Here is a 26,752-nt window from a genome sequence, read left to right as displayed (position 1 = left end):
TGAAGTAAAAGCAAGGAATCAGCATAAGCTGTTCCCTGCTTTTTAAAGTTTTTTATTATTCTACAATTGAGAAATTGTATTTTGTCCAAAGTCCCTGGAAGTTTCCACAGTTTCTTGGAGATACATTCCAACCACCTTCGTTGAAGAAAGGCTGGCTCATACCCCAAAGCGATGCAGGAGTACCAGTCGCCAGGTTAGCTGCAGGGATTCCTGCTGTACCTGTACCCGTAACTGAAGTCGTAAATCCGTGAACCTGAATTGTGCTGTATGCTGAAGCCGAAGAAAGTTCAGAACCTGTCCCTTCCACTTTGATTCCTACAGGATATCCTGTAACTACAGCGTTATTTAATGTTAATCTTCCGTGTCTTCTGATGTGGATACCGTTTTCATACAAAGCACCTTTAGTAGAGTTTTTAGAACCAACAATCGTAAGGTTGTTGATCACCGGATGAGTCAACAATGTTGTAGAAGAACCTTCTGCGTTGTTATCAAGCTCGATACCGTTAGAATCAGGGCTTGCTCCGCTAAGACTGTGTGTAGAGTTGTAATCTGCCAAAGCTAATGCGCAAGTAATGGTTCCTGTATATCCGTTATCGAAGTCGAAGTTATCATCATCTGCAGCAAAAGAAACAAGGTTTGAAGCGTTTACAGTACCTCCGAAGAATTCAAAAGAGTCATCTTTTCCGAAAGAAACCTGAATATGATCCAAAGTAGTTCCGTTTCCTACTCCTCCTAACGTAAGACCGTTGATTTCATTACCTGAATTCGGAGCTAAAAGATCGTATCCCGCAAACTCGATACGTACATATTTCAATGTTCCCCCGTTATGAGAAGCATTGGTACCTCCGTAATAGAAATCAGAACCGGATAATCCTTCAATTGTTTTTGTGAAAGGAGTGTTTGTAGGCGCATCTCCTAATATAACAACACCACCGAAGTCTCCAGGAGCCGCTGTTGTATCTTCGTTTCCGTCTAACAATTTGTAGCTGGTGAAAATGATCGGCTGAGCTTCTGTACCCGCTGCGTTGATTTTTCCTGTTTTAGAAATTACCAAAACTCCTGTAGCTGTATTGTTTGTGCTTGGTTTGGCTTTAATGAATGTTCCAGGCTGAATTGTTAATGTAGCACCATTTTTTACCGTTACAATTCCATCTAATTCAACTACTCCACTCCATGTAGTATTTGAAGTAATAGCACCACTTACGGTAGTTACCGGAAGAGCAGAAGCTGTAAGGTACTCAGCAGAAGTAGATTTCATTTCGAATGGAGAAGATGAATCTGCCAGTTGATCGTTTTGACAAGCTGTAAGAGATAATGCTGCCACTGCAATTAGAGTTAGTCTTTTCATTGTTATAATTTTTAATAAATCCGGTTGTGTTATTTTTATACCAGATCAGTTTTTTATTCAGGAATATCTTCCTCTCTATTCCTTCGATTTGTTTTTTGGTGTTCATCCCATCGCTGCAGGAGGAGCTGCATTGCGGGAGTTCCCATAAGGTCCGTTAATGCCTGGGAAAAGCTGTTAACGTCCGGTTTTTTCAGAACTGTACTGCTGTGCGCATCATCAGTATCTTTCAGTTTTGATCAGGTTCCCGAAACCTGTACGTTTCTATAATTAAGATATCTTTCTATTGTTGTATTGGGCATATTCTCTGTCTAAAACATATAGTTCACACTGAGGCTGAACATTCTTCCGCTGTAAGCCCGAAACATAATTTTATCAATATTCTTATCATACCTGTCTGTTGCACCAGGCAAAAGTCCCCAGGCTTCGCGTTCCGTTCCGATTGCACTACCCAATCCCAGCGGTATTGCGTAGGAATTGTAATTATTATAATATTCCTTCACCCTGTTGAATAAGTTTCTTGCATTGAATTTTAATTCAAGGTTTTTATTCCGGAGAAATTTATAGGAGATCTGTGCATCTGCTACGGCGTAAGGGCGTTGTATTTCTTCCCCTTTGTACGCATACCCGACGGTAATGTACTGGTCGCCTTTTGCATTGTATAAAAAGCTCAGTCCCAAACGGTCGCCGTCATAGGTCAATCCAAGATTATAGGCATAAGGAGTCTGCCCGAACAGAGGACGTTTTACTTCATAGGTTTCATCATTGTCCCCCGTTTTATAGATATCCTTAAAGGCAATTACTTTAGTATGATTATAGGTAAAGTTTCCGCTTATGAAAAGTTTTTCCAGAAAAGTTCCTCCGGCAATAAATCCTAAATTCTTTCTAACCTCTGCCTCAACTCCTGCAAGCTTTGCATTTTTTGAATTACCGTTATAGAGATACAGATTCCCTTCACTTGAAATATGCCCTTCGCGTTCTATGGGTCTGTCTATATTTTTATAGTAAAGTCCTGCCGAAAATATTTCTCCAAGGCCGGGAAACCATTCGAATTTGAAATCATAATTATTAATGACAGAAGAGGTCATTTCTGTATTATAAATCAAACCGTTGGCAACAGGGTCAAAATAAGGAAGTCCTGTTCTTTCATTAAACTGCGGACGAATTACAGATTTATTATAGGCAAGCCTGAAATTGATTTTATTCGTAGGGCTGTAAGTAAAATTTACAGAAGGCATCCATTGCCACGGTTTATCTTCAATGGCCGCCCTTTCAACGTTCTTTGTATCACTTGGATCCAATTGCTGGGAAATAAGATCATACTTAAAATATTCTGCACGAACTCCCCATACCAACCTTAATTTATTTTTCCAACGGTTATCAAACATTACATAAAGAGCATGCTGTTTTACTTCTCCTTCATATTTATCATTTTTATACAATGCCTTGGTTTCCCACCCAATACCTCCCGGAACATAGTGAGATCCATTGAACCAGTCCGCAAGCGTACCATACATTGTCAGGTAATTTTTTTCACTATTCGGAACATCACGGTTTTCGTCTACCCTTAAGAAGAATTTCTGCTGCTGGTTGGTATTATTCTTTAGTGTTCCTGCATATCCTGTTTTCAACGTATTTTTAAAACTTCCGAAATCCAGATCCCACTTCACTGAAGCTCCGTAATTGTAATCGGTTTCTTTATTGGCGATGTATCCTCTGTAAAAATTTCCTCCGGTATTATAAATCTTGTGGTACGTAAGAATTTCACTTCCAATAAAATCATAGAGAGTAAGATACTGTGTATAATCTTTTGTATCAGAGGTTATCCCGGTTCTGGCTGCAAACCAGCTGACTTCCGTATTGCCTATTTTATGGTTCCCTTCCAGTTTATTCTGCAAAAGGGTCTGAAAAATGGGATAATTGGTATTATCAGTATAAGGTCTGTCTAAATTTTTGATCTGAGCAGGATCATTATTGGGGATGATTCCGTTATAAAAATAATTATAGGCCAATTCTGCATTGGAAGCCATTGAACTTCCAGTTGTATATTCATTCCAGCCGGTAACTCTTGTTAATGTATTATCAAAAATATGGGTGTACGAATTACGGAAGGAAATTCTGTTCTTCCCTAGCTGTAGTCCAAAATTGAGCATCCCCGCCAACGTAGAGTTATAATTATAGGAAGCTCCCTGGTTTTTAAAATTATAAAATGGTATTGGAGCTACTCCTTTTGTTTCCCAGTCGGCAACATAAGGCCCTGTGGTATCCAGCCAGTTTCCTCTTCCCGTATGGTCGATCTCCAGTTTATTTTGCTCATTTCTGATGACAAATGCTCCGGCAAAGCCCCACTTATTATTGTTTTTAAGGGCGTAAGTTCTTCCTAATGCCAGCTGAATATTAGATCCCATATCCCCTCTGGTTTTATAAGTACTGAAATTATCATGGGTAAACTGTCTTGATTGTTCAAAAAATCTTGGATCTGTCCAGTTCATCGGCTCAAGTCCTTTGGGAAAATCCCTTGTTCCGTCATCATACCCGAAATAGTCGTACTTTCCGCGCTGGCGGGTCAGAAACTCTTTGAATGCTGACTGGTCATTATAAGAAGTTCCCAATGTTACGGTTGTAAAATTTTCGTTGGGAATATCCTTGGTTCTTACTTCTACATAACCTCCTGCAAAACTGGCATTCATATCGGGTGTTGCAGATTTGCTGACCACTACACTTTCTACCATGGCGGTAGGAATGATATCAAATGAAAAGTTCTGATTATAGGCTTCTGTACTCGGCAGGTTGATCCCGTCCATAGCGGCGGTGTTCCAACGCTCTCCCATGGATCTTACCACTACATATTTATTGTCAATGGTAGTGATTCCCGTTACCCTTTTCAAAGTTCCTCCCACATCGCTGTCCGGTGTTTTGGAAATCTGCTCTGCGGAAATACCATCACTCATCTGGGCTGCCTTCTTCTGCTGGGCAAGAAGTCCTGCCTGAGTATCTGCTTTACGGGCTGCCGTAATTACAACTTCTTTGATATCTGTAATTTTATCAGAAGCCTTGTTTAAAGCAAATGAAACAGCATTCGTTTCTTTGTTCGTAACGGATAGTTTTTCTACTCTCAGCGTATTATATTTAGGAGCTTTTATGGTCAGATTATAAGTTCCCGAAGGAAGATCGATGGTAAAATCGCCGTTATTGTCTGTGATCACAGTTTTCTGAGCAACAGTAATTTCCGCTCCGGTAATGGGATTTCCTACTTCATCCACAATTTTACCGGAAATTTTTCCGTTTCCCAGTACGGAAATAGTAGAACTTTCATATTTTATCGAAATAAGGTCACCATGCAGCCGGTACACAACAGGAAGTCCGTTGGTAATATCCTTCAGACAGTTATTGACAGAAGTATTTTCGCATTTCACTCCTCTTACCTTCAGCTCTTTAATATCTACCTTGGAATAAGCCAGTCTCATCCCCGTTTTTCCGGCAAACTCTTCTAAAACTTCAATCAACGGTCTGTTGGCAGGTACAGAAAATGTTACTTTCTGAACCAGCTCCTGAGCTTCTGCGGCTACAGTAAAAAATAAGGCTGCTATGGTAATCCCACATTTCAAACTTTTCATACTTAATAGTGTTCTCTTGATTATGATTATTTAATTTTTTTTGAATAATGATTTATTTCTTAAGGATATAGGTGTTTTCTTTTTTCTGTACTTCCAATCCCAGGATGAAGGCCAGTGATTCAATATTCTCACCAACAGTGCCGCCAGTGAAATCAGCAGTAATCTTCTTATCTTCAGCTTCCTTAGGATACTGAACCTTTGTATGATAATTGCTTTCCAGTACTGCTACTACTTCTTTCAGAGGAACATCGTTAAAGCTCAAAGACAATATTGCGGAAGCTTTGTTTACTGAGTTTTTCCCAGGTTTCAATGAAATAATTGCTGTAGTATGCGCAATTCCGAAATTCGTCCACTTCTGATTCGGCTTGAGGAAAGAAACAGGAACACCCGGTGAAGAAACAGCCACCTTCCCTTCATAAAGATCAACCGCTTTTTTCTTCCCTGACTGTGAAATTTTAAATACCGTCCCCAATACTTTGGTACTGAAACCATCCGCACGAACAATGAAAGGGTGTATTTTAGATTTTGCCACAGAGAATATTGCATCTCCTTTCAAATCCACAACTCTTGTAGACGAAGGAAAAGATTTTTCTACCATCAGTTCTGCCCCTGGCAAAAGAGTAACTGTAGATCCATCTTCAAGATGAACAATACGGTTTACGGATTTTGCAAGATAAACATCTGGCTTAATGAACATAGTGTAGGTAAAAATTCCTCCCAATGTTAAAAGCAGAATAATAACTGCAGCTATTTTATATAGATGTGTTCTAAAGCTTTTTGCCGATTGGATAGGAATATGGGCTGGCTGAGAAAAGTAATGTTCCAGTCCGGATAATATCCTCTCTCCGGATTCTTTAAGATGAAGAATATCCAGATCTTTTTCTGCAAGATTCTTCCATTGTTTTAAAAGTTCATTTTCTTTTTCAGAAATTGAGTCTTCCGTAACTTCCCGTTCCCAAAGTCTGAAAACAAAGGCTTCAATATTTTTAGATGTTAAACGTTTTTTCATAAGGTCTTTCATGTATTCACAGATACTTCTATCTATAAGACAGTGAAAATGAAAAACTTCCCCGCGGCATTCTTAACGTTATATTCACATTACAACCAAATTGTTAATAATTTTCATCATATTTCACATTTACTCAACATTAACATCCCATTTGACCCCTGCTTTTCAGAAATATTTAATCTTATCACACCCAAAGTTCACAAAAAGTTAATTTTCCTTTAGGTAATTTTGTATCACAATATGAGCCCAACAGACTATATATTATTAAAGAAAATAAAATCAGGCGACCGTCCTGCATTTATGCTGCTGTATGACCGGTATTGGGATAGTCTGTATCGCTTTGTTTTTGTACGGACACGGGATAAGGAAGCCTCTGAAGAAATCCTCCAGAACCTATGGATCAAGATTCTTGAGAATACGGATGCCATACAAACCGATGATACAGAAAGCGCCAAAGGCTACCTTCTCCGTCATCTTCATTACCGGATTATTGATTTTTATAACAGCTACAAGAAAGCACCTCCTACTTTGAGTATTGACGAGTTTGATATTCCGAATGAAATTGAAATAGCAGATTCCGATTATTTTGAAATCCTTGAAGAAAATGAGATCAGTACTTTGTTAACCATGATTGATGAAGTAGTTTCCCAGCTTCCCTCAACGGAGCAGCAGGTCTACGATATGAGAATCAGGAAAAATATGTCTGTGAACGAAACAGCAGAAGCCCTGGGAATAAGCAACAAGACGGTGAGTAATAAATTAAGCAAAGCTTTAGGAGAAATCCGTGAGCAACTGAATCCGGAATATCAGTCTTCCAAGAAACTGGTCTCTATTCTCTTGTTGATGGAGGTTTTGACGAGGTATTGAGAGCGGGGTTCGGGATTCGGGGATTGTGTTAATCATAAAGTATTAAAATTCACAGCGAAACGGATTCACTATTCTCCAAACACCGTCAGTAAAGCATTTTCAAAGTTCAATATTTTAAAGTCAGCAAGATCAGAATCAATGCTTTCATCATCATTGGTGAAAATTACAGTCTGCATTCCGGCTTCTTTTGCAGCTTTTAATCCTGATGGGCTGTCTTCAATAGCAATGCAGTGTTCCGGGGAAACTCCAAGATTTTTTGCAGAACTAAGATATACGGCCGGATGAGGTTTTCCCTGAGTTTCAAATTCTGATGAGTGAACGGTATCAAACAGATCACGAACCTGCAATTTTTCAAGAACCACATGGGCTACCCGCAAAGGAGCATTGGTAGCCAACCCTATTTTATATTCTTTATTCTTAAGATTTGTAATAAACCCCTGCACACCAGACATTATACAGTCCTGGTCTTGAATCATTTCGATTACTCTTGTAACCACTTTATTTTCCAGATCGGATGAATCAAAATTTTCCCAAGGGAATCTTTCATACCAGAATTCCGTAACTTCCTGGGTGGTCATATATTTGGTTTGTGCCGCAAGATCATCCGTAACCTTAACGCCATAGGATGAAAATACATCCAGTTCTGCCTGAGTCCAGAATTTTTCTGAGTCGATCAATACACCGTCCATGTCAAATATTACTGCTTTTAAAGCCATCTTTTGAATAATAATTTAGGTTATGAAATCATGAATTATTGACTGATTTTATAAACACAGCGCTGCCCTCCGGAAATAATATGGTCTATTCTTTCCACTGTGTACTCCTTTCCTATCAGTGATTGGAAATTGGACAGTTCTGCACGGCAGAAACCCTGGCATTCTTTTGCGGCTGCACATATCGGGCAGTGGTTTTCAATCAGAAAATAGTCTTCACCTTCTTTTTTCCATTCTGCCATATAGCCTTCTTCACTACGGACTTTTGAAAGAGATTCGAGACGCTGTTCCAGTGATTTTGCCTTTGAAAGTACTTTTTCATACCGTTCATGGGTATTTTTTTCCCTGTCACTGATTAATAAATCCAATGCATTTTCACCCAAAAGATTTTTTACTGATTTCAAAATCTGAACTGTAACATCGGCGTGGGTATCAGGAAATTGAGCCAATCCTTTTTCACTAAGCGTATAGTATGTAGACGGACGGCCAACTCCTTCGCTCTTCACCGAAGACCGGATCAATCCTTCCTGAGCAAGGTTCAGTAAATGCTTCCTTGCCCCTTCTTTGGTGATGGACAATTCTTCAGCTATAAGAAGTGATGTAGCCTCACCTCTCATCTTTAAAAACATCAGAATACGATCCACAGCCGGCTTCTTCATTTGACAATATTTTGGTTGTTTTATTTTTCAACAACAAATATAGTCATTTTCTATAACCTCAAAAAACAAAGGTTAAAACAAAGATTTACAATGGTTTATTTATTCCAAGCACGAAAGCAATAAAACAACCTAAAAGTTGTTTTATTAAAATATATTTCTACCTTTGTGTCATAGTAATCAAAAAAAATATACGATGAATACATTTACATTACCACAATTACCTTACGCTTACGATGCTCTGGTTCCTTTTATAGATACAGAAACAATGACCATTCATCATCAGAAACATCATAAGGCTTATGTAGACAATCTGAATGCTGCATTGGCACAAACCAATGAAGTTAATCCCGACCTTGATTCGTTACTGCAGAGGATAAGTGAATACAGTCCGGCTATAAGAAACAATGGCGGAGGTCATTATAACCACTCTTTATTCTGGGAAACTCTTTCATCTCAGCCTAAGCTCATTCCTGAAGGTATGCTTCATGATGACATCACAGCTACTTTCGGAAGCCTTGACAATCTCAAAGCAGAAATGAAGAAGACAGGTTTGTCACAGTTTGGTTCCGGATGGGTGTGGTTATTTGTAAAGTTCAACGGATCGCTGGCCATCAGCTCTACCCCTAACCAGGACAATCCGATGATGGATATTCTCTCGATGAACAGAGGTTTCCCGATTATTGGAATAGATGTCTGGGAACATGCTTATTATCTGAATTATCAGAACAAACGTGCAGATTATCTGGATGCTTTCTGGTCTGTACTGGATTGGTCGGCAGTTGAAAGAAAATATGAAGAAGCTTTGTCAAAAGTAAGATAAGTAACACTGAAAGTAAGTAAACTATGACTGAGGAAAATTTTATCAATAAAGCAAAGGCTTCAGGCATTATTGCCCTTGACCTTTCAGACTACAAACCGACTACGGAAATTGTAGAACTGGATATCAGAAATCATCTTTTCATGGGAATGATTGTGAAGGAGAAAGAATTTAAGAAATCAATTGCTACAGTGGATTTTTCTGTATACAATGAAAAAGCAGTAGCAATCATCTGTTCTACGGATGCGATCATTCCACCCTGGGCCTATATGCTGATTATGGAAAAATTGTCTCCTTATGCGTCTTATGCAGATTTAAACAATGCAGAAACGGTACTCCTTGATCTCTGGAAACGCCGTCTCATCTACGCTGACCTGAAACAGTATAAAAATCAGAAAGTGGTTGTCCGGGCAAGTACTCATCATGATCCTTCATTGTATTTATTGGCGGCTGGATTACTGAAACCTCTGGTCAAAACACTGATGTATGGTGAAATAGGATTACCCAAAGTAATTTTTAAACAATAAATAATGAAAGCAATTATATTTAACGGGTCACTGGAAAGAAGAACTTTATCTACTTCAGGACTGATTTCGGAGTATTTTTCGGAACGTCTGAAAATGCTGGGAATTCAGACTGATATTTTTACACTTGCTGATTCGGGCATTCCTTTATTCGATGTTACCCTTACAAAAACACCTCTTGCGGTAGAACGAATGACCCAAATGTTCACTGATGCTGATCTGCATATCTGGCTGGCTCCTCTTTATCATGGAAGTATTCCGGGAGTGATGAAAAACTGCCTGGACTGGCTTGAAGTAACCGCCAACAGGTACGAGCCTTATCTCACCGATAAAACTGTAGGACTGGTATGCTGGGCAGATGGTCTGCAGGCCATGCAGGGCATCAATGCTATGGATTCTATAGCCAAATCATTACGCGCCTGGCCACTGCCATTCAGCGTTCCGATTGTGAGGTCATCATTATTTAATGCTGATCAGTCCACTCAAATTTCAGATCTGTATTCCGGTAAGTTTGATAAGCTTATCAGCATTGCAACTTCTAAAAAAATCACCATTATTGACTGAGGATTATGGAGAATGAAATTACCATTACTGTTATAGACCAAAGCGGTACTGCACACACTTTACTATGTCCGTTAGAAATGGGGCTTACCCTTAAAGATATCTGCAAGGCCTACGAATTGCCTATGGAAGCCATGTGCGGAGGAATGGCTATGTGTGCCACCTGTCACTGCTTTATTCTGAGTGAAACGATTCATCTTCCGGAAAAAAATGATATTGAAGAGGCTTTATTATCAGAACTTTTTACTTCCAAAGCTACCAGCAGATTAGCCTGTCAGATTCATCTTACAGCCCAAATGGATGGTCTCTCGGTAGAAATTGCTGCAGATTAATGATTTAAAATAAAAAATAGCACACTTTATGCTGCTTATTTTCAAGGAACAGTGTTGAACTGCTGTAATTAAGTTTAGCAGGGATTTCCCAATCGTTTACCGTTGAAGAAATCCCTTTTTTAAACCCTTTAAATTCAAACAATATGGCTATAAAAATAACAGATGCCTGTATCAACTGTGGAGCCTGCGAACCTGAATGCCCCAACTCAGCCATTTACGAAGGTGCTATCGACTGGCGCTGGAAAGACAAAACAAAACTTTCAGGACCAACAATATTTCCTGATGGTACGGAAGATGATGCCGATGCTTATCATCCGGCTGTCTCAGATGAAGTGTATTATATTGTATCCGGAAAATGTACGGAATGTAAAGGCTTTCATGAAGAGCCCCAATGCAAGGCCGTGTGCCCTGTAGACTGCTGTGTGGATGATCCTGATCACAGGGAAACTGAAGAAGTACTATTGAACCGGCAAAAGTTCATGCACAGTGCCTAAGTACCCGATTGAGTAGTCTGATTAACGATATAAAGCAGGAAAACGACTAAAAATTTCTATCTTTTATATTTAATTTTCAATAGAGGCGGGTTTTAACCCGCCTTCTTATATTTTCTTTTCTTTCAGCTTTAGCCAAAATTTATTTTGCCTTAATCTCAGTATAGATTTTCTGAGTGAAAGGAGTTTCTATACCTGTTTCAGAACCATATTTCAATACAGCACCTGCAAATAATTCCAGTTCGTTACTTTTTTTTCCTGAATGGATATCAAGCTGTAAGGAAGTTGGGGTTTCAAAAGGAAATGTAGAAGCTTTATCGAATGTTTTATCAATGATATCTTCCTGAAGATAGATGCCTTTTTTATCTGCGATCTGTTTGATTTCTTTCATAATTTCAATCGCTTCTTCCTTCTGTTGCTCATCTTTGCACACAGTTCCAATAGATGAATTGTGCTTAGCTGTTACCAATCCGAAACTGGCAATGAAAATAAATTTCGTCCAGATATCTGATAATGAATCATCTTTAAAATCAAAATCGATTTTACTTTCACTCAATAGCTCTATAATCCATTCCACAGGTGCAGAAAAATGTTCAGGATCTCTTCCCACAATCATTTTTCCGGCTTTTCCTTTATGTTCCACTACTCCTTTTTCTTTGATATGGGAAGCCACGTAGATACAGGTTGGAAGAATGGTATGATCAGGAATTATTGTACGGATTCTGTCATAGATATCCGCTCCGTTCATCATCGGAAGAAGGACGGTATCTTTATTAATAACCGGCAGTAATTGTTGACAGACATTTTCAAGATCATATTCTTTTACACAAATCAAAACCAGATCTGGATTTTTGATCTCACTGATATTCTGAACTATATCATCAGGATGGCTCTGTGAATTGGAATGCTCGGGAGATAACAAAGTCAATCCGTTTTCTTTTACTTTATCATAAGTTTCTCCGCGCGCTACAAAAGAAACAGTATATTTTCCTGTAGTTTCATTGGTTTGATTGATTTTAAAACCGAAATAACCGCCTACACCACCCAATCCTACTACAACAATATGTTTTTTGTTCATGAAATTATTTTTAAGCAAAGATCAGTGATGCACTGTAAAATATCACTTGACAAATGAAAAGAAATCACATTTTGTGAATATCCCTTCTGATACGGCTCAGGGAGCTGTCTTTAATCCCAAGGTAAGAAGCAATCACCTTCAAAGGGACATGTTGAAAAATATCAGGATCTTTCTTCATCAGGTTACAATATCTTGTGGAAGCCTTCTGGCTAGCCATTTCGATCAGACGATCATGAATATTATAGTAATTAAGAACAAAAAGAAGCCTGCTGAACTCTCTGAATTCAGGGATATTATGGAAATTATGCTGTACATTTTCCAATCCTGTCTCCCAAAAAACACATTCGGTGATTGTCTGGTATATTTCTTTGGTAGGCTGTTGTCTGAAAAAGGACAAAAAATCATTAACGAAGCAGGGAGCCGTATAAATATTGGTGGTAATCTCCTCATTATCTTCATTCAGAATATAGGATCGCACATACCCTTTTTCCAGAAAATAGGTTTTGGTACTGATGGTATCTTGATCCAGCAAAACAGTATTCGCTTTTAACTCAAAATGGCAAAATTTTTCTGTAATTTTTTCAACCACTTCAGGTTTGATACTGAATAAAGAATGAAAGTAGGTATTAAGTGATGATTTGTTCATAAAATAGAAGCTGCAGCATATTTACTTTTTACATCTGCTCAAACAAAAATAGTCTTTATACACTAAAATAAACCATATACTTTTTTAATAGATCAGCGGTAATTTTGTAATTTTCTTCTTTAAAAAATTATAATATTAAGATGGATACTGATTTCACTTACCATTTCATCGAACCTGATAAGCAGATCGCGGATTTTGTTGAAAATCTGGGCACTTTTCAAAACCTTTCGGATGAAGCTAAAGAAGTGGTGATCATTCCGGATGGAAGAATCGACTTATTCTTCTCGTATTCGGCTTCAGAGCCTTTTCATATTACCCTTCTCGGGCTGGAAACCTATCCTGAACAAAGATTTATCGCTCCGCATATGACTGCTTTTGTTGTAAGCTTCAAACCTCTTGCTGTTGAATATATTTTAAATACCTCCATCGCCGATTTATTGAATATAGGAAAGGAGCTTTCTCCTGATTTCTGGAATTTTAAAGCTGACGATATCAATGATTTCAGCCACTGCTGTACGAAAGCAACTCAAAAAATAAAAGAACTGCTTCCTCAAAAAATAGATGAAAGAAAAATTAAACTTTTTGAACTGGTTTATGCTTCAAAAGGAGAAATGAGCGTACAGGAACTTTCTGAAAAAACAGGCTGGAGCAGCAGACAGATCAACCGGTACTTTACCAGACAGCTTGGGTTGTCATTAAAAGCCTACGCTACCATTTTGCGTTTCAGGGCATCATTGGAACATATTGCCCAGGGAAGACTTTTCCCGGAACTCAATTATACAGATCAGAACCATTTCATCAAAGAAGTAAAAAAATTCTCCGGCGTTGCCCCCAGGGAATTATCTAAAAATAAAAACGACCGATTTGTACTATTATCCGTGTTAAAAGGAAGATAAATTTGCATTGTAAAATTTAAATTAACAATGCTGATAGACAATAAATCAATAGCAATCGTTGGTGGCGGCCCGGCAGGGCTTACACTGGCAAGACTTTTACAATTGAAAGGTGCAGATGTAAAAGTATATGAAAGAGACTTTAATAAAGATGCACGTGTACAGGGTTCTCCTCTAGACATGCATGAAGATTCAGGTTTGGCTGCTATACGCAAGGCAGAACTTCTGGAGGAGTTTAAACAAGCCTTCCGTCCGGGTGCAGACAGAACACTGATCATGAATGAAAAGGCAGAAATATTTTTTAATGATCATGAGACAAAACCTGAAGAGGATTTTGGACATGAACATTTCCGCCCTGAAATAGACCGTGGCCCATTAAGAAACATGCTTCTGGAATCTCTATTTCCTGAAACAGTAGTCTGGGACAGTCATTTTCTTTCTATGGAACGTCAGAATGAAGGCTGGCTGCTGCATTTTAAAAACGGGAGGTCTGTGTACGCTGATATGGTCATTGCTTCAGATGGCGCCAACTCTAAAATCCGTCCTTATCTCCATACTAATACACCTGTTTACTCCGGAATCATTATGCTGGAAGGAAATGTTTCAAAAGAAAATGCTCCTCAAATCGATGCTTTGATCAAAGGTGGAAAAATAATGGCATTCGGAAATTTTCAAAATATTTTACTGGGACAGAAAGGCAATGGTGATCTTGGATTTTATGCGAGTTTTAAAGCCGATGAAAACTGGCCTTCCTCCAGCGGTCTTGATTTTTCTGATCGAGCACAGATGCTGAAATGGTTCAAAAAAGAATACTCCGAATGGGCGTCTATCTGGGAAGAATTGTTTGAAAGTGCAATGACTCCTTTTATCCCACGTCTGATTTACTCTATGCCCTTAGATCAAACCTGGGAAACTCAGCCCAATCTCACACTGATTGGGGATGCGGCGCACGTAATGCCGCCATTTGCCGGAGAAGGTGCCAATATGGCAATGCTGGATGCCCTTGAACTGAGTGAGCATTTGACAGACAGACGTTATACTACTTTGCAGGAAGCTGTTTCCGCCTACGAAAATACCATGCGTAAGAGGGCTGCCGCTGCCACAAAGGAATCCCTTGAAAATGGAGAACGGATGCATTCTGACAAATCATTAGCCACAATGCTTGATTTTTTCAACGGCCACCTGACTTCATAAGCAAAAACAAAAGGCTGCCTCAACCAGAGACAGCCTTTTTAGGTTTAATAAATTCTTTTTCTCTCCGCTTTTAGATCCGGGTGCGGAGATTCATTTATGTTATTTCTTAATCAATTTGGTATTATAAGTATTTTTATCATCTTTTATTGTTATTACATACATTCCCTTGATCAGAGAAGCAACATTAATTTTTCCGTCAATCTTACCTTCCTGAACTAGTCTTCCATCTGCACTGTAAATTTTATAGTCACCTTTACCTTTTAGGTTTTTCACTTCTACAAATGTATCTGCAGGGTTAGGATAAACGGAAACTTCTGATGATTTTGTATCTGCAGATTCTCTTACAGCAAGGGCGCCAGCTGTAATTTTAACCGGAAGATCCATAATACCTCCTGCCTGACTTGCCAGTTCGCCACATACATCATTCAGTGCGGTATTGGAAAACTTACCTACAATCCTCATTCTTAACAATTTATCCCCAGAATAGGTATTAGCTGGAACTGTAAAGTTAATATTCCCCATTCCAACGTTACCGGCAGGAGATGCTCCCGACGTCTGGGCAACTCTCTCTGTTGCTTCGAAAACTCCGTTTCTGTTGTAATCAATCCAAACGGATAGATTAACCTGCATACCAGCCTGCAGTAAGTTTCCTATTCTTGGTGAAATTGTATAGGTATTACCTTGTGTTAAATTGACAATCTTAGTCGGATCTTCACTTAAATCTTTATAAGATCTTGCCGTAGCATCTGTATAATCAATATTGGCAACTGCTACTTTCAAAATTGAACCTAAGTAAGGTGAACCTGAATTTAATATACAATAATCAATTCCTGTCTTTAATCCTTTTGTTTTAAATGTATAATTATTAGAGAAAGTTCCGGGAACTGAGTTAACTACAGCTGCTACCTGTACTTCATAATTGGTTTCATCTTCTAAATTATTCAGCACTACAGAATTGGCCTGGCTCACAGCATTAGACCAGTTTCCTGTTCCTGTTTTTCTGTAGTTAACAGAGTATGTAGCTCCAGGAACACTGTTCCAAGATACCCTTGCTGTTGTTTTGAAAATCTCAGTATCTATTGTAGAAATACCTGTAGGTGCTGATGTAGGAGAGGTAGGCGCGCTACCCAAAGTAATAGCAGGAGATACCGCATAAAAAATATTTCCCACCGCTGATACTCTCAGCTTTACTGGTCCGTTTATATTTCCTGGCATTTGTGTGCTACAGCTTCCGGTATTAGGGGTTGCAGCAACAAGATTTGTCCAGGTTGTGCCATTATCTGTAGTATAATCAATTTTCACACTTGCTGTATTATAAGGAGCAGCATTCGTATTGGCAACATCCCAATAGATGGTGTTTACAGCATCATTATACAATACTGAAGATGAAGTAAGCCCATTGAATTTGAACGGTCCGTCATTCCCTACAGTCACTGTCGTTGTTGAGCTTGAAACCATAGGACGCTGAGCATTTTGATCTCTTACCGTTACAGCATAATTCAATGTTCGGGGGATATAAGATACCGTTTCCCATGTTTGTTTGTCTGTTAGATTTCCATTCATAACACTTGCTAACTTTGGAAAATACCGTCTTCCGTTTGGAGTTCCAGGAACAGATCTTGTTAATGCTCCTTTTGGATTGTATCCCCATCCGCTATCACCAGAGATGGTAGAAAACTCATCGGTACTGTCATTCTGTTCCCAGGTATAGTTTACAGCATCATTCTCTGCATCAGTGGCTGAAGCATCAAGATAATAAGCAGTTCCTTTAGGAATATTATAAGCAACCAGTGGATTAATGGCCGGTGCAGTATTATTGTTTATATTTTGAGAGGCTCCGCAATTAAGTTTATTTTCTAAATTAGTTAACACCTGATCAATGGATTTATAATGGAAATATCCATCAGCGTTAGCCTGCACATTATCATAGGTAATCCCGGCATAGCCCATAATAGTAGTACCTCCTCCCGGTTCTACGTTAGCTCCCTGATTGGCATCTGTGACAGAAGTATTTGAAAATGTATGATTAGCTCCAAGCTGATGTCCCATTTCATGTGCTGCCGTAAAATCAAAAACGTCCCCTACAGGAACTGGTCCCTGGGTGTAAGCGGAACCCTTTTTTATTTCAGTATTAGTGGCCGGATCTACGCAAACAATTCCGATTCCTCCTGCATTTCCACTTCTTTCAGCATTCTGATTAAGAACATGGCCGATATCATAGTTGGCATTTCCAACAACGTTGGTAAGGGTCTGTTGCAGCTGAAGATTTAAATTATTAGAGTAAGGATCTGTTGCAGGAACAAGATAGATGATACCCGGAAGATTCTGAACCGTCAGGTGAGCACCGAAATCGCGCTCAAAAACACCATTTATACGGGTCATAGTATTATTCATGGCAGCCAGTACTACGCCTTTCTTTACGTCATCGGTCGCATTGGCCGGAGTTCCTGCTGCTGTTAACTGATATTGGCTGTATTCTCCTGTAACGGACAATGCCATTCTGAAATCTCTGTATTTTGTATTCGTAGGTCTGCTTGCAATGCCAACTCCGGAAAGCATTTTTTTACCATTCTCTACCAATTTATTAATATCCTTAAAATCACGTTCTCCGGTATCGCATTTAAAACCATGCTCTCCTTCATTCTTTGTTTTATAGAATACTCCATAAGTCTGTTTATCAGCACTTATTGGCTCTATAAACTGGAATATACCATTTTTAATGATCATAGACTGCATATCATTGGGAGATGTACTGAATCTTAGATACTTGGATGGATCATCCACACCTACTCCCATATAAGACCCCAGCTGATATTTATCGGCCAGAGATTTATCTAGCACAGGATTGCTATAAACAGCAAACTTTTCAATCTTTCCGTCCACAGTAGGTAGAGAAATAATAACAGGTGTTGCACCTTTCCCTGTTTCTTCAGCATTTCTCAGCATTTCACGAAGAGATTTCAGATCCACCCTATAAGAATGCTGTACCTCTACTCCTTCTCTTATCTGTGAAGTTTTCTGAGAGACAGCTTCCCATCTCTGAGCATTAAAAACCGTAAAACAAGATGCTAATGCACAAACGAATAAAATTCTTTTTTTCATAAATTTATTTAAGATTACTTTGGTTTTATGATCATATATTGCTCATTTTTTACCAGGAGATCATTTAGAATTTTAATTTATACTATAAATAAATATTATCATTAATTCAACAAAACGAAATCAATAGCGATAAATTCACAACAAATCACTTCACAAAGCTTGTATATTCTGAATAAAAAACAAAAATAAATGCTACTACATGTATACAGCAGCATCCACAATTGATTAATTATCAATCAATTACATTTATTACCGGATTTTATCTTAAATAATTCCGTTTTAACGTATAAGTATTATTAAAAATTTCAACTTCAAAAACAGATGAAAAATAAATTAAAAATCAGAGAGAAAATAATACGTAAATGCTACTTAAATAACATGCAAAAAGATACATTATAAAAAATATGGACTAAAAAAATGAAGCAATTTAGAATCGCGGTCTCTTTTTTCATAAATAATTGTTTAAAACACACAAAGAAAACAACTCACTGTTTACCAATGTTTTAAAACCACAAATACATGATGTAGTACCCATGTAGTAGAGTGTTTTTTCTTGTTTCAGTTTAAAATTTTCATATTTGACCACTGAGACCACTAAAAAAAACCGAGTGGTGAAAAGAGAATATTTTCGAGTACTGTCTGACCTGATAAATCAGACAGTTTTTTTTTGGATTATTTTAAGGTATCAAAGAAATGATAGATATCTGTTTCTCCGGGAATATTCAATTTTTTCCTGATCCTGTATTTTTTCTGCTGAATACTCCTATGCTGAACCATCGTATAATTGGCTATCTCCTTAGAGGTAAAATGTAGTTTAAGCATTGCGCAAAAAATCAGTTCAGAATTTTCAAGATTGGGACTAATTGTTAGAAGCTGGGCAATAAACTCTGGGTAAGTTTCTTTAAAACGATTCAAAAATTCGGGATCATTCCTTTTACCGAGCTCTATAATTTCTTCCTGCTTATTATCATTCATTCTTATTTTCAGATTCTCGGCTTCTATGGCAAGAATTTTTTTCCGTTTCCTCAGGGCAATAATAATTCTCCAGGCATATAACCCCAACAGAACAAGGCCTATACACGACAGGGAAACGATCCAGTATATTTTACTTTTATGATGATTGGCATCCTTCTGAGTTACGGCAATAAAAGACTCCATATCCTGATTAATGGTAGCCAGTAAAGATGTATTTGTTTTGTAAAAAGCATCTGTATAAGCTTTCAAATAAAGATAAGCCTTCTCTTTATCCCCGGTACGTTCATATAAAACTCTGAGATCATTATAAATATACTTGGCATAATAAGCATAAATACGCTTTGTTTTTTCATTGATTTTCAAAGCCTTATTAAGAGCTATTTCTGCTTTATCATACTGTTTATAATTTAGAAAATATTCTCCCATAATCGTATTGGCATAGAGGGCTATTCCGTCTTCCTTACCACCGATATTGGCTTTGTTGTAGGCTATCGTTATGTATTTATATGCTGAATCTTTATCTTTATGCATATACACATAATCACTTATCGCACAATCTGCAAGCCCGGTATCATCTAATTTTTTTGCTTTATGGAAATATTCAAGTGCTTTTTCGTATTCTTTTTTTTGGATGAGATAAATAGCCTGTCTTAAGTAAATACTGAAAAGGATATCGTTTTTAAGCTCTGAATTATCACTTTTCTTTATAAAACTCATTGCTTCATTATTATATTGAAAAGCTTTATCAAGTCTTCGCAGCTCTATATTAAAGCGGCCATAAACATTATAAAACCTGGCTTTGTGTAAGTTATCTTCAGAATCATCCAGAATCTCTTTTGCATTATCAAAAAGAATCTGCGACTTTTGAAAATTTTCCAGTGATATGTTCAGTTCTGCCAGATTGATATAACACAGTGCCTTTCCGTCTTCATAATTCATTTGATCGGCCTGTTTATAATATCTTTTATTAAGATTAATCAGCGAGTCATACTCTCCACCTAGTCTGAACTTTTCATTTTGTTTGAGCAAACCGGTGTCAAATTTCTTTTCGGCCTCTTTCTTTGTATGAGAATGGCACGAAACTAAAACAAAAAGTAAAACAGAAAGAAAAATACGCATCATATGTTTCTCGGATTAAGCTAAATCTCTATATAAATTTGTGATTAACAATGATCTTCTTAAGATAACAATTTTGTATCATTATAAATTCTCAATGGTTATTTCGGATAAGATCAACAGTAAAATCTCTTCATAAAACAGAATCCTTCTGCTTTTATTGTGATCTAATTCTTTATTCTGCCAAGTTTTCGAAAAAGTCATAAATATCTGTTTCTCCGGGAATATTCAGTCTTTTTCTGATCCTGTATTTTTTCTGTTGAACAGACTTATGCTGTACAAAAGTATAATCTGCAATCTCTTTGGATGAAAAACGTAATTTCAGCATGGCACAGAAAGCCAGCTCCGAATTCTCAAGATCCACATTGATTTCCAGAAGCGACCTAATAAATTCAGGATAGTATTCTTTGAATTTCAGCAGAAAAGAAGAATCGTTCTTTTTAGCAAGCTCAATGACTTCCTGCCGCTGCTTTACCCGGACATGGTTTTTCAATGTATCAGTTTGCTCTTTTAAAGTGTTTTTCTTCTTTTGTAACCGATTAATTATCTTCCGGACATATACACCTGAAACAGTAAGTAAGGTGATAGACAATGCAATAAATAACGGAAGATCATTTTTATGCCAGTCTGATTCCTGTTTCATTTCTGAAATAAAATCTTCAGTAGCTTTATTCATGACAGCAAAGCGTTCCGCATCAAATCTGCCTTCCTCTTCCATATATTTCTTCAGATAAAAATAGGCCTTACCGCCATCATTTTTTTTCTTGTATAATTCTGCGAGTGCTTTGTAGACTTCTTTGATATGAGAAGAATAGGTCCGTCTTGTCTTAATATTGATTTCCAGTGCTTTTTTAAGTGCTTTTTCAGCCTGTTCACTATTATCAATTTCATTATAGTAATATCCCATTGTATAATACACCCAAAGAGATTCCACATCCGTTGTTTTCTGGCTGACCATTTTTTCATCTGCCCTGGCAATGTATATCCCTGCAGAATCAGGTTTATGGGTGAACAGATAATATTGTGCCACCATACAATTGGTATAAGCTGAATTTTCAAGCATATTTGCTTTTGTAAAACATTTTAAAGAAGTTCCATACCATCCTTTCCATGCATAGTAAATTCCTTTGTTTACATAAAGTCTTGGCAGAAGTTTTTGGGTAAGTTTTGTTTTTTTTGCCTGTTTAAGATAATAAGAAGCTTTGTTATTACATGCTATGGCCTTATCATTGAGTTTAAGGTGAGAATAATACAGACTGTAATTATCATAAAAAACTGCTTTATGGTAAGCATTTTCAGAATTGAACAGATCTTTTTCTGCTTTATTGAAAAAAAACCGGGCTTTTTCATAATTCCCTGCGGAAACATTGACCCCTGCCATATTCAAATAGCACAGACCTTTTCCTCCTGTATACCTCATTTTGGCGGCTTTCTTCAGATATTCTTTATTAAGCTTAACAAAAGCTTCATATTCACCGGACAGCTGAAGCTCTGAACTTTCCGTCAATAGAGATACATCAAAGTTTTCTTGATCTGTATTTTGAGATTCCCTGCGGCAAGAAAACATAACAAGAGATAACCCCATGCAGATTGTAAAGGCTATTATTTTCTTTATACCTTTTGAGTGTGTTTTTATATTTTTAAAAATGATTAAGTCAGTTTTTCCCATCACCACCACTTTTCCCTATATATCTACATATCTACCTATTCACTTATTTGTAAATAAGCTTATAATTTTCTACCGTTATTTCAATATTATTCCCCAATGAGTGTTATAAATATACATAATTTATCATGTTCATTGTGAAATAAACGGATTATTTCGCAAAAATGTAACATTGAAATAAATTATGTAAAACCTCTTTTAAACAAAGACTTTTAAAATTAACAGACTGCTTTTAACAGCTTTCTGATCAAAATATTATATTTTGTTTATAATAAGACTATCGCAAATGAAAATTGTTACAAATTGATGTGACCGTTTTAAAATTTTAATGAATTATTTAAAATTCCATTGTCAGACAAAATTATCCTGATATTTGTATATTGATGTAAATGAAAAATCTGATGAGCATGAATACGATCAGCTATCGAAAACTTATCCCCGAAGAAAGTAAAGCATACCGCACAATCCGTCTGGAAAGTCTGAAACAGTTCCCTGAATCATTTGGGGCCAATTATCATGAAGCACTGAAAACTGAAAAATTTCAGCTGGAAAGCGATATTGAAGAACAGACTGTTGGAAGGTTTGTATTAGGTGCATATGCTGCTGATATGCTTATAGGCATATGTACTTTTATTAAAAGTGACAAAAACTCGGGTACGATTTATCAAATGTATGTCAAAAGAGAGTTTCAGGGCAAGAACATTGGTCAGGGATTGCTTGAAGCTGTTATTCATGAAGCGGGCAGACAATTCAATGGTATTGAAATTCTTTTGGAAGTTGCACCCGGAAATGACAAAGCTTATCATTTATACAGAAAGACAGGATTTTTGGAAGTAGAAAATACCTCTGTCCAGGATTTCAGCCATTGTATTATAATGAAATATATGCCTGAATAAAAATTGAATAACAATCAAACTACGGATACAGAAACCTAGTATTGCATAGTTAAATATTATAATAGAATTAGGGTATTTGCTAAATTTAACGGAGAGAAAGGATACAGCTATATACAATGTATCATTAATTTTAAGTTAAATCAAAACATGAAAACGGAAAATTTTGAAACAGTATGTGAAGACGGTATACAGCTTAAAGGTATTCTACTTATTCCGGATCATCCCAAAGCCGTCATTCAGTTTAACTGTGGCACAGGAACAAGAAAAGAATTTTATTTGTCTTTCCTTACCTATCTCGCTGAAAATGATTTTCTGTGCTGTCTTTGGGATTACCGGGGAAGCGGAGATTCTTTTTCCGGAAACCTGAAATCCTGTAATTTTACCTTTTCAGATTATGGGGTAAAAGATATGCCCGCCATCAAAGATTTTCTCAATAACAGATTTCCTGATCTTCCATTTATGATTGTGGGTCACAGTGCGGGCGGACAGCAAATAGGATTTATGAAAAACCTGGACAATGTAAAAGGAATGATCAATTTTGCTGTATCAGCAGGCTATTACATGAATATGCCTCTTTCCTACAGAATGAAGGCGTATTTTTACTTTTACATTTTTGCACCAGTAAGTGTTTTCATGATAGGCTATGTGAAAGCCAAAACCTTTGGATTAATGGAAAATCTTCCCAGGAATGTAGTGTTTGAATGGCGTACCTGGCTTGAAAAGAAAGATTATTTTTTCGATGCCCAGTTTTATGGTACAAGTGTCCCTATAGGGCATTTCAAGAATTATGCATTCCCTATCCATTTATTCTGGACTACAGATGATACCATTTCAAGCCAGAAAAATACAGAAACGTACTGGCAGCATATTGACAGTAAAAAAGGTATCACCTTTACAAAATTAATTCCTTCGGAATTAGGATTGAAAAAAATTGATCATTTCGGGTTTTTTAAAAAAAATATGAAAGACAAGCTCTGGGGGAATGTGGTAGAAAAATTAAACGGTTTCCTTTAAACCGCTTAATTCTGATCATTTTTTTAGACTCTGTACAAATTTCTCAAACTTGCGGTCTGTATTTCGTAAGACCGGTCCATGCCCAAAGCAGATAACAGCCGGATTCAACTCTGCCAATTTCTGAAGCGATGCAATATTTCGCTGCTGATCTGTGGTGAACATATTCGGAGGAAGCCGAAGCCCTGGCACTGTTGTAAGAAGGTTCATATTTGTAGCTGCATCCCCAATGATAAGTACCCCGTCCTGCTCACGGAACAAAGAAATATGACCTCCTGAATGTCCGGGTGTTTCTATTACCTGAAAATTTCCGATCTTATCGTTTTCAGCAATTGTCTGTTCTACTTTATGTCCCTGCCCTGCCCAGTATTTTTGCTGAAGTTTTGCAATCCAATGCTGAGGAGCCGGATAGTCGTTGGTTACCATACCTGTTTCAGTTCTGAAAACTTCATTGGGATGGCAGAGCAGAGGTATCCCGAATCCTGCGCATATCTGATCACTGCAGCCCTGGTGGTCTGCATGGGCATGTGTCAGTACATGTTGATCAACAGGGATTTTCTGAAGGACTTTTTTTATAGTTTCATACGAACTTCGTATTCCAGAGTCTACTAATGTTCCTTCAATAATATAGCAGTTGATACTGTTTCGCGGCATCAGTGGAATGTGGAATACTTCAGGAGCAATTGGATGTAGCATAATTTTTTTATGCAAATCTACATTGCTGATCAGAATGACATAAGGACATTTGTCCTATAACACATTAGGTTTATGTATTTGTCCTTTCACCCGTGTAAGTGATCGCTGCGTGATGCCCAGGTACGATGCCAGATCCTGCGTTGCTATGCGCTGAACAAGCATCGGTTCATGAGATAAGACATGACGGTATTTATCCACAGCAGACCTGTTATTGTAATTCAGCATATAGAGTTCCTTTTGGTTATACTCCTGCTCCATTACTGATTTTATAACTCGGTTCAGAGCGGTCACCTGACCAAGCAGGTGCTGATAGTCCGGGTAGCTTATCCTATAGATTACACTATCTTCTACTGTTCTGATACTTCTTCTGGATTTTTCCTGCATCATAAACTCGGGAAACGAAGTGACAAATTCATTTTCAAATTTGAAGCAGGTTATATTTTCCTTTCCTTCGTCATCGATGGCATATGCTTTTACAGCACCACTGACGATAAATCCAATATGACGGCAAATTTCGCCTTCGCGAATAAAAAAATCACCTTTTTTTAAGTTAAGCGGTTTGAAGAACTGCGCAGATAAGTTAATTTCATCAGCTAACAGCCCTCCTGTTGAGGATAGATAATTTTCAAATACATTAGTCATTTCGCACTCTTTTGCTCTTTTATTTTCTTTTTAGCCATCTATGGATTACCATCAAATCCAGCATTCAAAACTAGTAATTATTATACAATCAAAAAAACAAACTTTATGGGCCATATATTCAACAATAGTTGAGGCATTACAGAGGAATTCCTTCTGAAAATTCTTTTGCCAACAAAAAATTGTGATCGCATCGGATCTCAAGAAACTTAGTTATACTGCTTCTTCTCAAGGCTTTTTATATTAATTTCTTATTAATCTAACAATCAGCATTTGTTTTTCTCAAATAAATTCACTATATTGATAGTATGAAAAAAAATGAACGTCAGGACAATATAACACACGCTGGTAAAATGAACGAGCGGACAAAAGCATTAGAAGTGCTTGAACAAGCGAAAAAAGTACAAGGAAAAATTACATTTCTGCGGCAAGGGGCTGGGAGAAACTTTAAACCGAAAAATGAAAAATAAAGAATTTTTCTGAATTTTAACCACAATTAGAAAAAGTACAGAAAAAATAATTCTAAAGATCATAAGAATAGAAATGTGAGATCAAAGTATAAAATCTTAACAACCTGATCATAATAATCTGTTCAAGTGAGTCGATTACTCAGAATCTACAACTGACCCGTCTCAAAATTTTAGAATGTTTTTGAAAACTATAGCAGCTGCTATAAATAAAACCCCTGCAAATCAATGATTTGCAGGGGTTTTACATTTTTTGATGCTTTTCTGAAAACTTTTATTTTCGCATCTTGAAAATAGTGACCCGGCTGGGATTCGAACCCAGGACCCATACATTAAAAGTGTATTGCTCTACCAGCTGAGCTACCGAGTCGGTCAGTTACTTTTTTAAGTAAATCCCTTTGTTTAAGGGACTGCAAAGATAGAAACTTTTTCTTTATTCACAATACTTTCCAGATATTTTGTTGATCAAAATATGTTAACCTTTACAAAATCAGAGATAAAAATTTATACTCTTCAGCAGGTCTGCTATTTTGAAACTGAAATACTATACATGAACAAGAACTCTAATCTTAATTTAAAAATGGACAGCTCAATTGAGTACTCCATTTTACCTGTGACCCGGCTGGGATTCGAACCCAGGACCCATACATTAAAAGTGTATTGCTCTACCAGCTGAGCTACCGAGTCGGCCACTTACTTTTTTAAGTAAATCCCTTTGTTTAAGGGACTGCAAAGATAGGAAAACCCTCTTTAAATCCAAATTTTCCCAAGCTTTTTTATAATAAAATTCACAGCAAAAAAGTCAAACATCTGTTTATAAATTAATTACGCTTCATATTTTCATCAATGAAATTACAGGATTAATAAGAGTTTCAGAATATATTAGTTTTTTAGCATCAAAAATTGTTTGGTCACATCAAAAACAATATATATCTTAGTAACTAAGATAATTAGAAAATAATTAAATTAATGACTAAAGATAATATTCAAAATTTTCGCGAAACCAGCAGAGCCTATTCTGACGCATCAATCTTCATGCACGAAGCCATAGCAAGAAAAGCAGGACTTTCCAGTACTGATCATAAATACCTCGGGCTTATTCTGAAGTATGAATCCATTACCGCTGGTGAAATATCTAAACTGACAGGCCTTACTACCGGGGCTGTCACAGGCTTAATTGACCGTTTGGAAAAGAAAGAACTTATTAAAAGACAGTTTATTAAAGAAGACCGCAGAAAAGTAATAATCATCCCGAATGTGGAAAACAGTATGAAATTACTCGGTCCTGTTTTTGAAGAACTGCAGCAAAACACTCTGGCACTTATTTCCGGTTTTTCCAAAAAGGAAATAGAAACTATTGAACGGTATTTCAGGGAAGCTACCGTTCTTATGAAAGAAACAGCAGATCATTTAAATAACCCGTAAACCAATACAAGAT

At 37.2% G+C, this 26,752-nt stretch carries 24 protein-coding genes and 2 tRNA genes; 12 read left to right on the top strand and 14 right to left on the bottom strand.

What is annotated here, in order from left to right:
• Positions 1-55 precede the first annotated feature (55 nt).
• The 3 genes from FB551_RS03255 to FB551_RS03245 all read right to left on the bottom strand — a co-directional run bounded on the left by FB551_RS03255 (position 56) and on the right by FB551_RS03245 (position 5,971).
• Positions 56-1,348, bottom strand: coding sequence for a hypothetical protein (locus FB551_RS03255; protein WP_047431597.1), 1,293 nt, complete (start codon positions 1,346-1,348; stop codon positions 56-58).
• Positions 1,349-1,656: 308 nt separating this feature from the next.
• On the bottom strand, positions 1,657-4,962 hold the full coding sequence (locus FB551_RS03250; RefSeq protein WP_142014961.1) for a TonB-dependent receptor: 3,306 nt from the start codon (positions 4,960-4,962) through the stop codon (positions 1,657-1,659).
• Between the two features lie 52 nt (positions 4,963-5,014).
• A complete protein-coding gene (locus tag FB551_RS03245) occupies positions 5,015-5,971 on the bottom strand; it encodes a FecR family protein (RefSeq protein WP_226798607.1) in 957 nt (318 codons plus the stop codon).
• Positions 5,972-6,211: 240 nt separating this feature from the next.
• On the opposite strand from FB551_RS03245, the gene FB551_RS03240 reads away from it, so the two are divergent.
• Positions 6,212-6,838, top strand: coding sequence for an RNA polymerase sigma factor (locus FB551_RS03240; protein WP_142014955.1), 627 nt, complete (start codon positions 6,212-6,214; stop codon positions 6,836-6,838).
• A gap of 68 nt (positions 6,839-6,906) precedes the next feature.
• Here the strand turns inward: FB551_RS03240 and hxpB are convergent, their stop codons facing one another.
• Positions 6,907-7,554 carry a hexitol phosphatase HxpB gene (gene hxpB, locus FB551_RS03235; protein WP_142014952.1) on the bottom strand — a complete coding sequence of 216 codons (648 nt, stop codon included), beginning with the start codon at positions 7,552-7,554 and terminating at the stop codon, positions 6,907-6,909.
• A 35-nt stretch (positions 7,555-7,589) separates the two neighbouring features.
• On the bottom strand, positions 7,590-8,210 hold the full coding sequence (locus FB551_RS03230; RefSeq protein ID WP_142014949.1) for a helix-turn-helix transcriptional regulator: 621 nt from the start codon (positions 8,208-8,210) through the stop codon (positions 7,590-7,592).
• A gap of 193 nt (positions 8,211-8,403) precedes the next feature.
• Here FB551_RS03230 and FB551_RS03225 point away from each other — a divergent pair, with 193 nt between their 5' ends.
• The 5 genes from FB551_RS03225 to FB551_RS03205 all read left to right on the top strand — a co-directional run bounded on the left by FB551_RS03225 (position 8,404) and on the right by FB551_RS03205 (position 10,938).
• Positions 8,404-9,030 (top strand): superoxide dismutase, encoded by a 627-nt coding sequence (locus FB551_RS03225; protein ID WP_142014947.1) that lies wholly within the window; start codon positions 8,404-8,406, stop codon positions 9,028-9,030.
• 23 nt (positions 9,031-9,053) lie between these two features.
• A complete protein-coding gene (locus tag FB551_RS03220) occupies positions 9,054-9,554 on the top strand; it encodes a DUF2480 family protein (protein ID WP_142014944.1) in 501 nt (166 codons plus the stop codon).
• Between the two features lie 3 nt (positions 9,555-9,557).
• A complete protein-coding gene (locus FB551_RS03215) occupies positions 9,558-10,115 on the top strand; it encodes an NADPH-dependent FMN reductase (RefSeq protein ID WP_142014941.1) in 558 nt (185 codons plus the stop codon).
• Positions 10,116-10,120: 5 nt separating this feature from the next.
• A complete protein-coding gene (locus tag FB551_RS03210; RefSeq protein WP_047431621.1) occupies positions 10,121-10,444 on the top strand; it encodes a 2Fe-2S iron-sulfur cluster-binding protein in 324 nt (107 codons plus the stop codon).
• A 143-nt stretch (positions 10,445-10,587) separates the two neighbouring features.
• Complete coding sequence (locus FB551_RS03205) at positions 10,588-10,938, top strand: 4Fe-4S dicluster domain-containing protein (protein WP_142014938.1); 351 nt, start codon at positions 10,588-10,590, stop codon at positions 10,936-10,938.
• A 139-nt stretch (positions 10,939-11,077) separates the two neighbouring features.
• Here FB551_RS03205 and FB551_RS03200 read toward each other — a convergent pair whose 3' ends face one another.
• The gene (locus FB551_RS03200; protein ID WP_142014935.1) at positions 11,078-12,013 is read right to left on the bottom strand and encodes a ketopantoate reductase family protein; all 936 of its coding nucleotides are present in this window, start codon (positions 12,011-12,013) and stop codon (positions 11,078-11,080) included.
• 64 nt (positions 12,014-12,077) lie between these two features.
• The gene (locus FB551_RS03195; RefSeq protein WP_142014932.1) at positions 12,078-12,659 is read right to left on the bottom strand and encodes a Crp/Fnr family transcriptional regulator; all 582 of its coding nucleotides are present in this window, start codon (positions 12,657-12,659) and stop codon (positions 12,078-12,080) included.
• Between the two features lie 140 nt (positions 12,660-12,799).
• On the opposite strand from FB551_RS03195, the gene FB551_RS03190 reads away from it, so the two are divergent.
• A complete protein-coding gene (locus tag FB551_RS03190) occupies positions 12,800-13,555 on the top strand; it encodes a helix-turn-helix domain-containing protein (RefSeq protein ID WP_142014928.1) in 756 nt (251 codons plus the stop codon).
• A gap of 27 nt (positions 13,556-13,582) precedes the next feature.
• Entirely contained in the window at positions 13,583-14,746 is a 1,164-nt protein-coding gene (locus FB551_RS03185; protein ID WP_142014925.1) for an FAD-dependent oxidoreductase, read from the top strand.
• A 99-nt stretch (positions 14,747-14,845) separates the two neighbouring features.
• On the opposite strand, the gene FB551_RS03180 is transcribed toward FB551_RS03185, so the two are convergent.
• The 3 genes from FB551_RS03180 to FB551_RS03170 all read right to left on the bottom strand — a co-directional run bounded on the left by FB551_RS03180 (position 14,846) and on the right by FB551_RS03170 (position 21,446).
• On the bottom strand, positions 14,846-17,848 hold the full coding sequence (locus FB551_RS03180) for a reprolysin-like metallopeptidase (protein ID WP_142014922.1): 3,003 nt from the start codon (positions 17,846-17,848) through the stop codon (positions 14,846-14,848).
• 672 nt (positions 17,849-18,520) lie between these two features.
• On the bottom strand, positions 18,521-19,945 hold the full coding sequence (locus tag FB551_RS03175; protein WP_142014919.1) for a tetratricopeptide repeat protein: 1,425 nt from the start codon (positions 19,943-19,945) through the stop codon (positions 18,521-18,523).
• 169 nt (positions 19,946-20,114) lie between these two features.
• Complete coding sequence (locus FB551_RS03170; protein WP_142014917.1) at positions 20,115-21,446, bottom strand: tetratricopeptide repeat protein; 1,332 nt, start codon at positions 21,444-21,446, stop codon at positions 20,115-20,117.
• 566 nt (positions 21,447-22,012) lie between these two features.
• Between FB551_RS03170 and FB551_RS03165 the strand changes: the two genes are divergently transcribed.
• The gene (locus FB551_RS03165; RefSeq protein ID WP_142014914.1) at positions 22,013-22,501 is read left to right on the top strand and encodes a GNAT family N-acetyltransferase; all 489 of its coding nucleotides are present in this window, start codon (positions 22,013-22,015) and stop codon (positions 22,499-22,501) included.
• 147 nt (positions 22,502-22,648) lie between these two features.
• On the top strand, positions 22,649-23,515 hold the full coding sequence (locus tag FB551_RS03160; protein ID WP_142014911.1) for an alpha/beta hydrolase family protein: 867 nt from the start codon (positions 22,649-22,651) through the stop codon (positions 23,513-23,515).
• Positions 23,516-23,530: 15 nt separating this feature from the next.
• Here the strand turns inward: FB551_RS03160 and FB551_RS03155 are convergent, their stop codons facing one another.
• Positions 23,531-24,208 carry an MBL fold metallo-hydrolase gene (locus FB551_RS03155; RefSeq protein WP_047431649.1) on the bottom strand — a complete coding sequence of 226 codons (678 nt, stop codon included), beginning with the start codon at positions 24,206-24,208 and terminating at the stop codon, positions 23,531-23,533.
• Positions 24,209-24,262: 54 nt separating this feature from the next.
• On the bottom strand, positions 24,263-24,850 hold the full coding sequence (locus FB551_RS03150; RefSeq protein WP_142014908.1) for a Crp/Fnr family transcriptional regulator: 588 nt from the start codon (positions 24,848-24,850) through the stop codon (positions 24,263-24,265).
• Between the two features lie 305 nt (positions 24,851-25,155).
• On the opposite strand from FB551_RS03150, the gene FB551_RS23165 reads away from it, so the two are divergent.
• Positions 25,156-25,317: a hypothetical protein gene (locus FB551_RS23165; RefSeq protein WP_167497815.1), complete on the top strand. Its 162-nt coding sequence runs from the start codon at positions 25,156-25,158 to the stop codon at positions 25,315-25,317.
• Between the two features lie 294 nt (positions 25,318-25,611).
• On the opposite strand, the gene FB551_RS03145 is transcribed toward FB551_RS23165, so the two are convergent.
• A tRNA-Lys gene (locus FB551_RS03145) sits at positions 25,612-25,684 on the bottom strand.
• 244 nt (positions 25,685-25,928) lie between these two features.
• Positions 25,929-26,001: transfer RNA gene (locus FB551_RS03140), tRNA-Lys, on the bottom strand.
• A gap of 282 nt (positions 26,002-26,283) precedes the next feature.
• On the opposite strand from FB551_RS03140, the gene FB551_RS03135 reads away from it, so the two are divergent.
• A complete protein-coding gene (locus FB551_RS03135) occupies positions 26,284-26,739 on the top strand; it encodes a MarR family winged helix-turn-helix transcriptional regulator (RefSeq protein WP_142014906.1) in 456 nt (151 codons plus the stop codon).
• Positions 26,740-26,752 lie beyond the last annotated feature (13 nt).

It is taken from the genome of Chryseobacterium aquifrigidense, assembly GCF_006716485.1.
Taxonomy (GTDB): Bacteria; Bacteroidota; Bacteroidia; order Flavobacteriales; family Weeksellaceae; genus Chryseobacterium; species Chryseobacterium vietnamense.
Note: the sequence above shows the minus strand (reverse complement) of the source record. Positions and strands in the feature narration are given on the sequence as shown.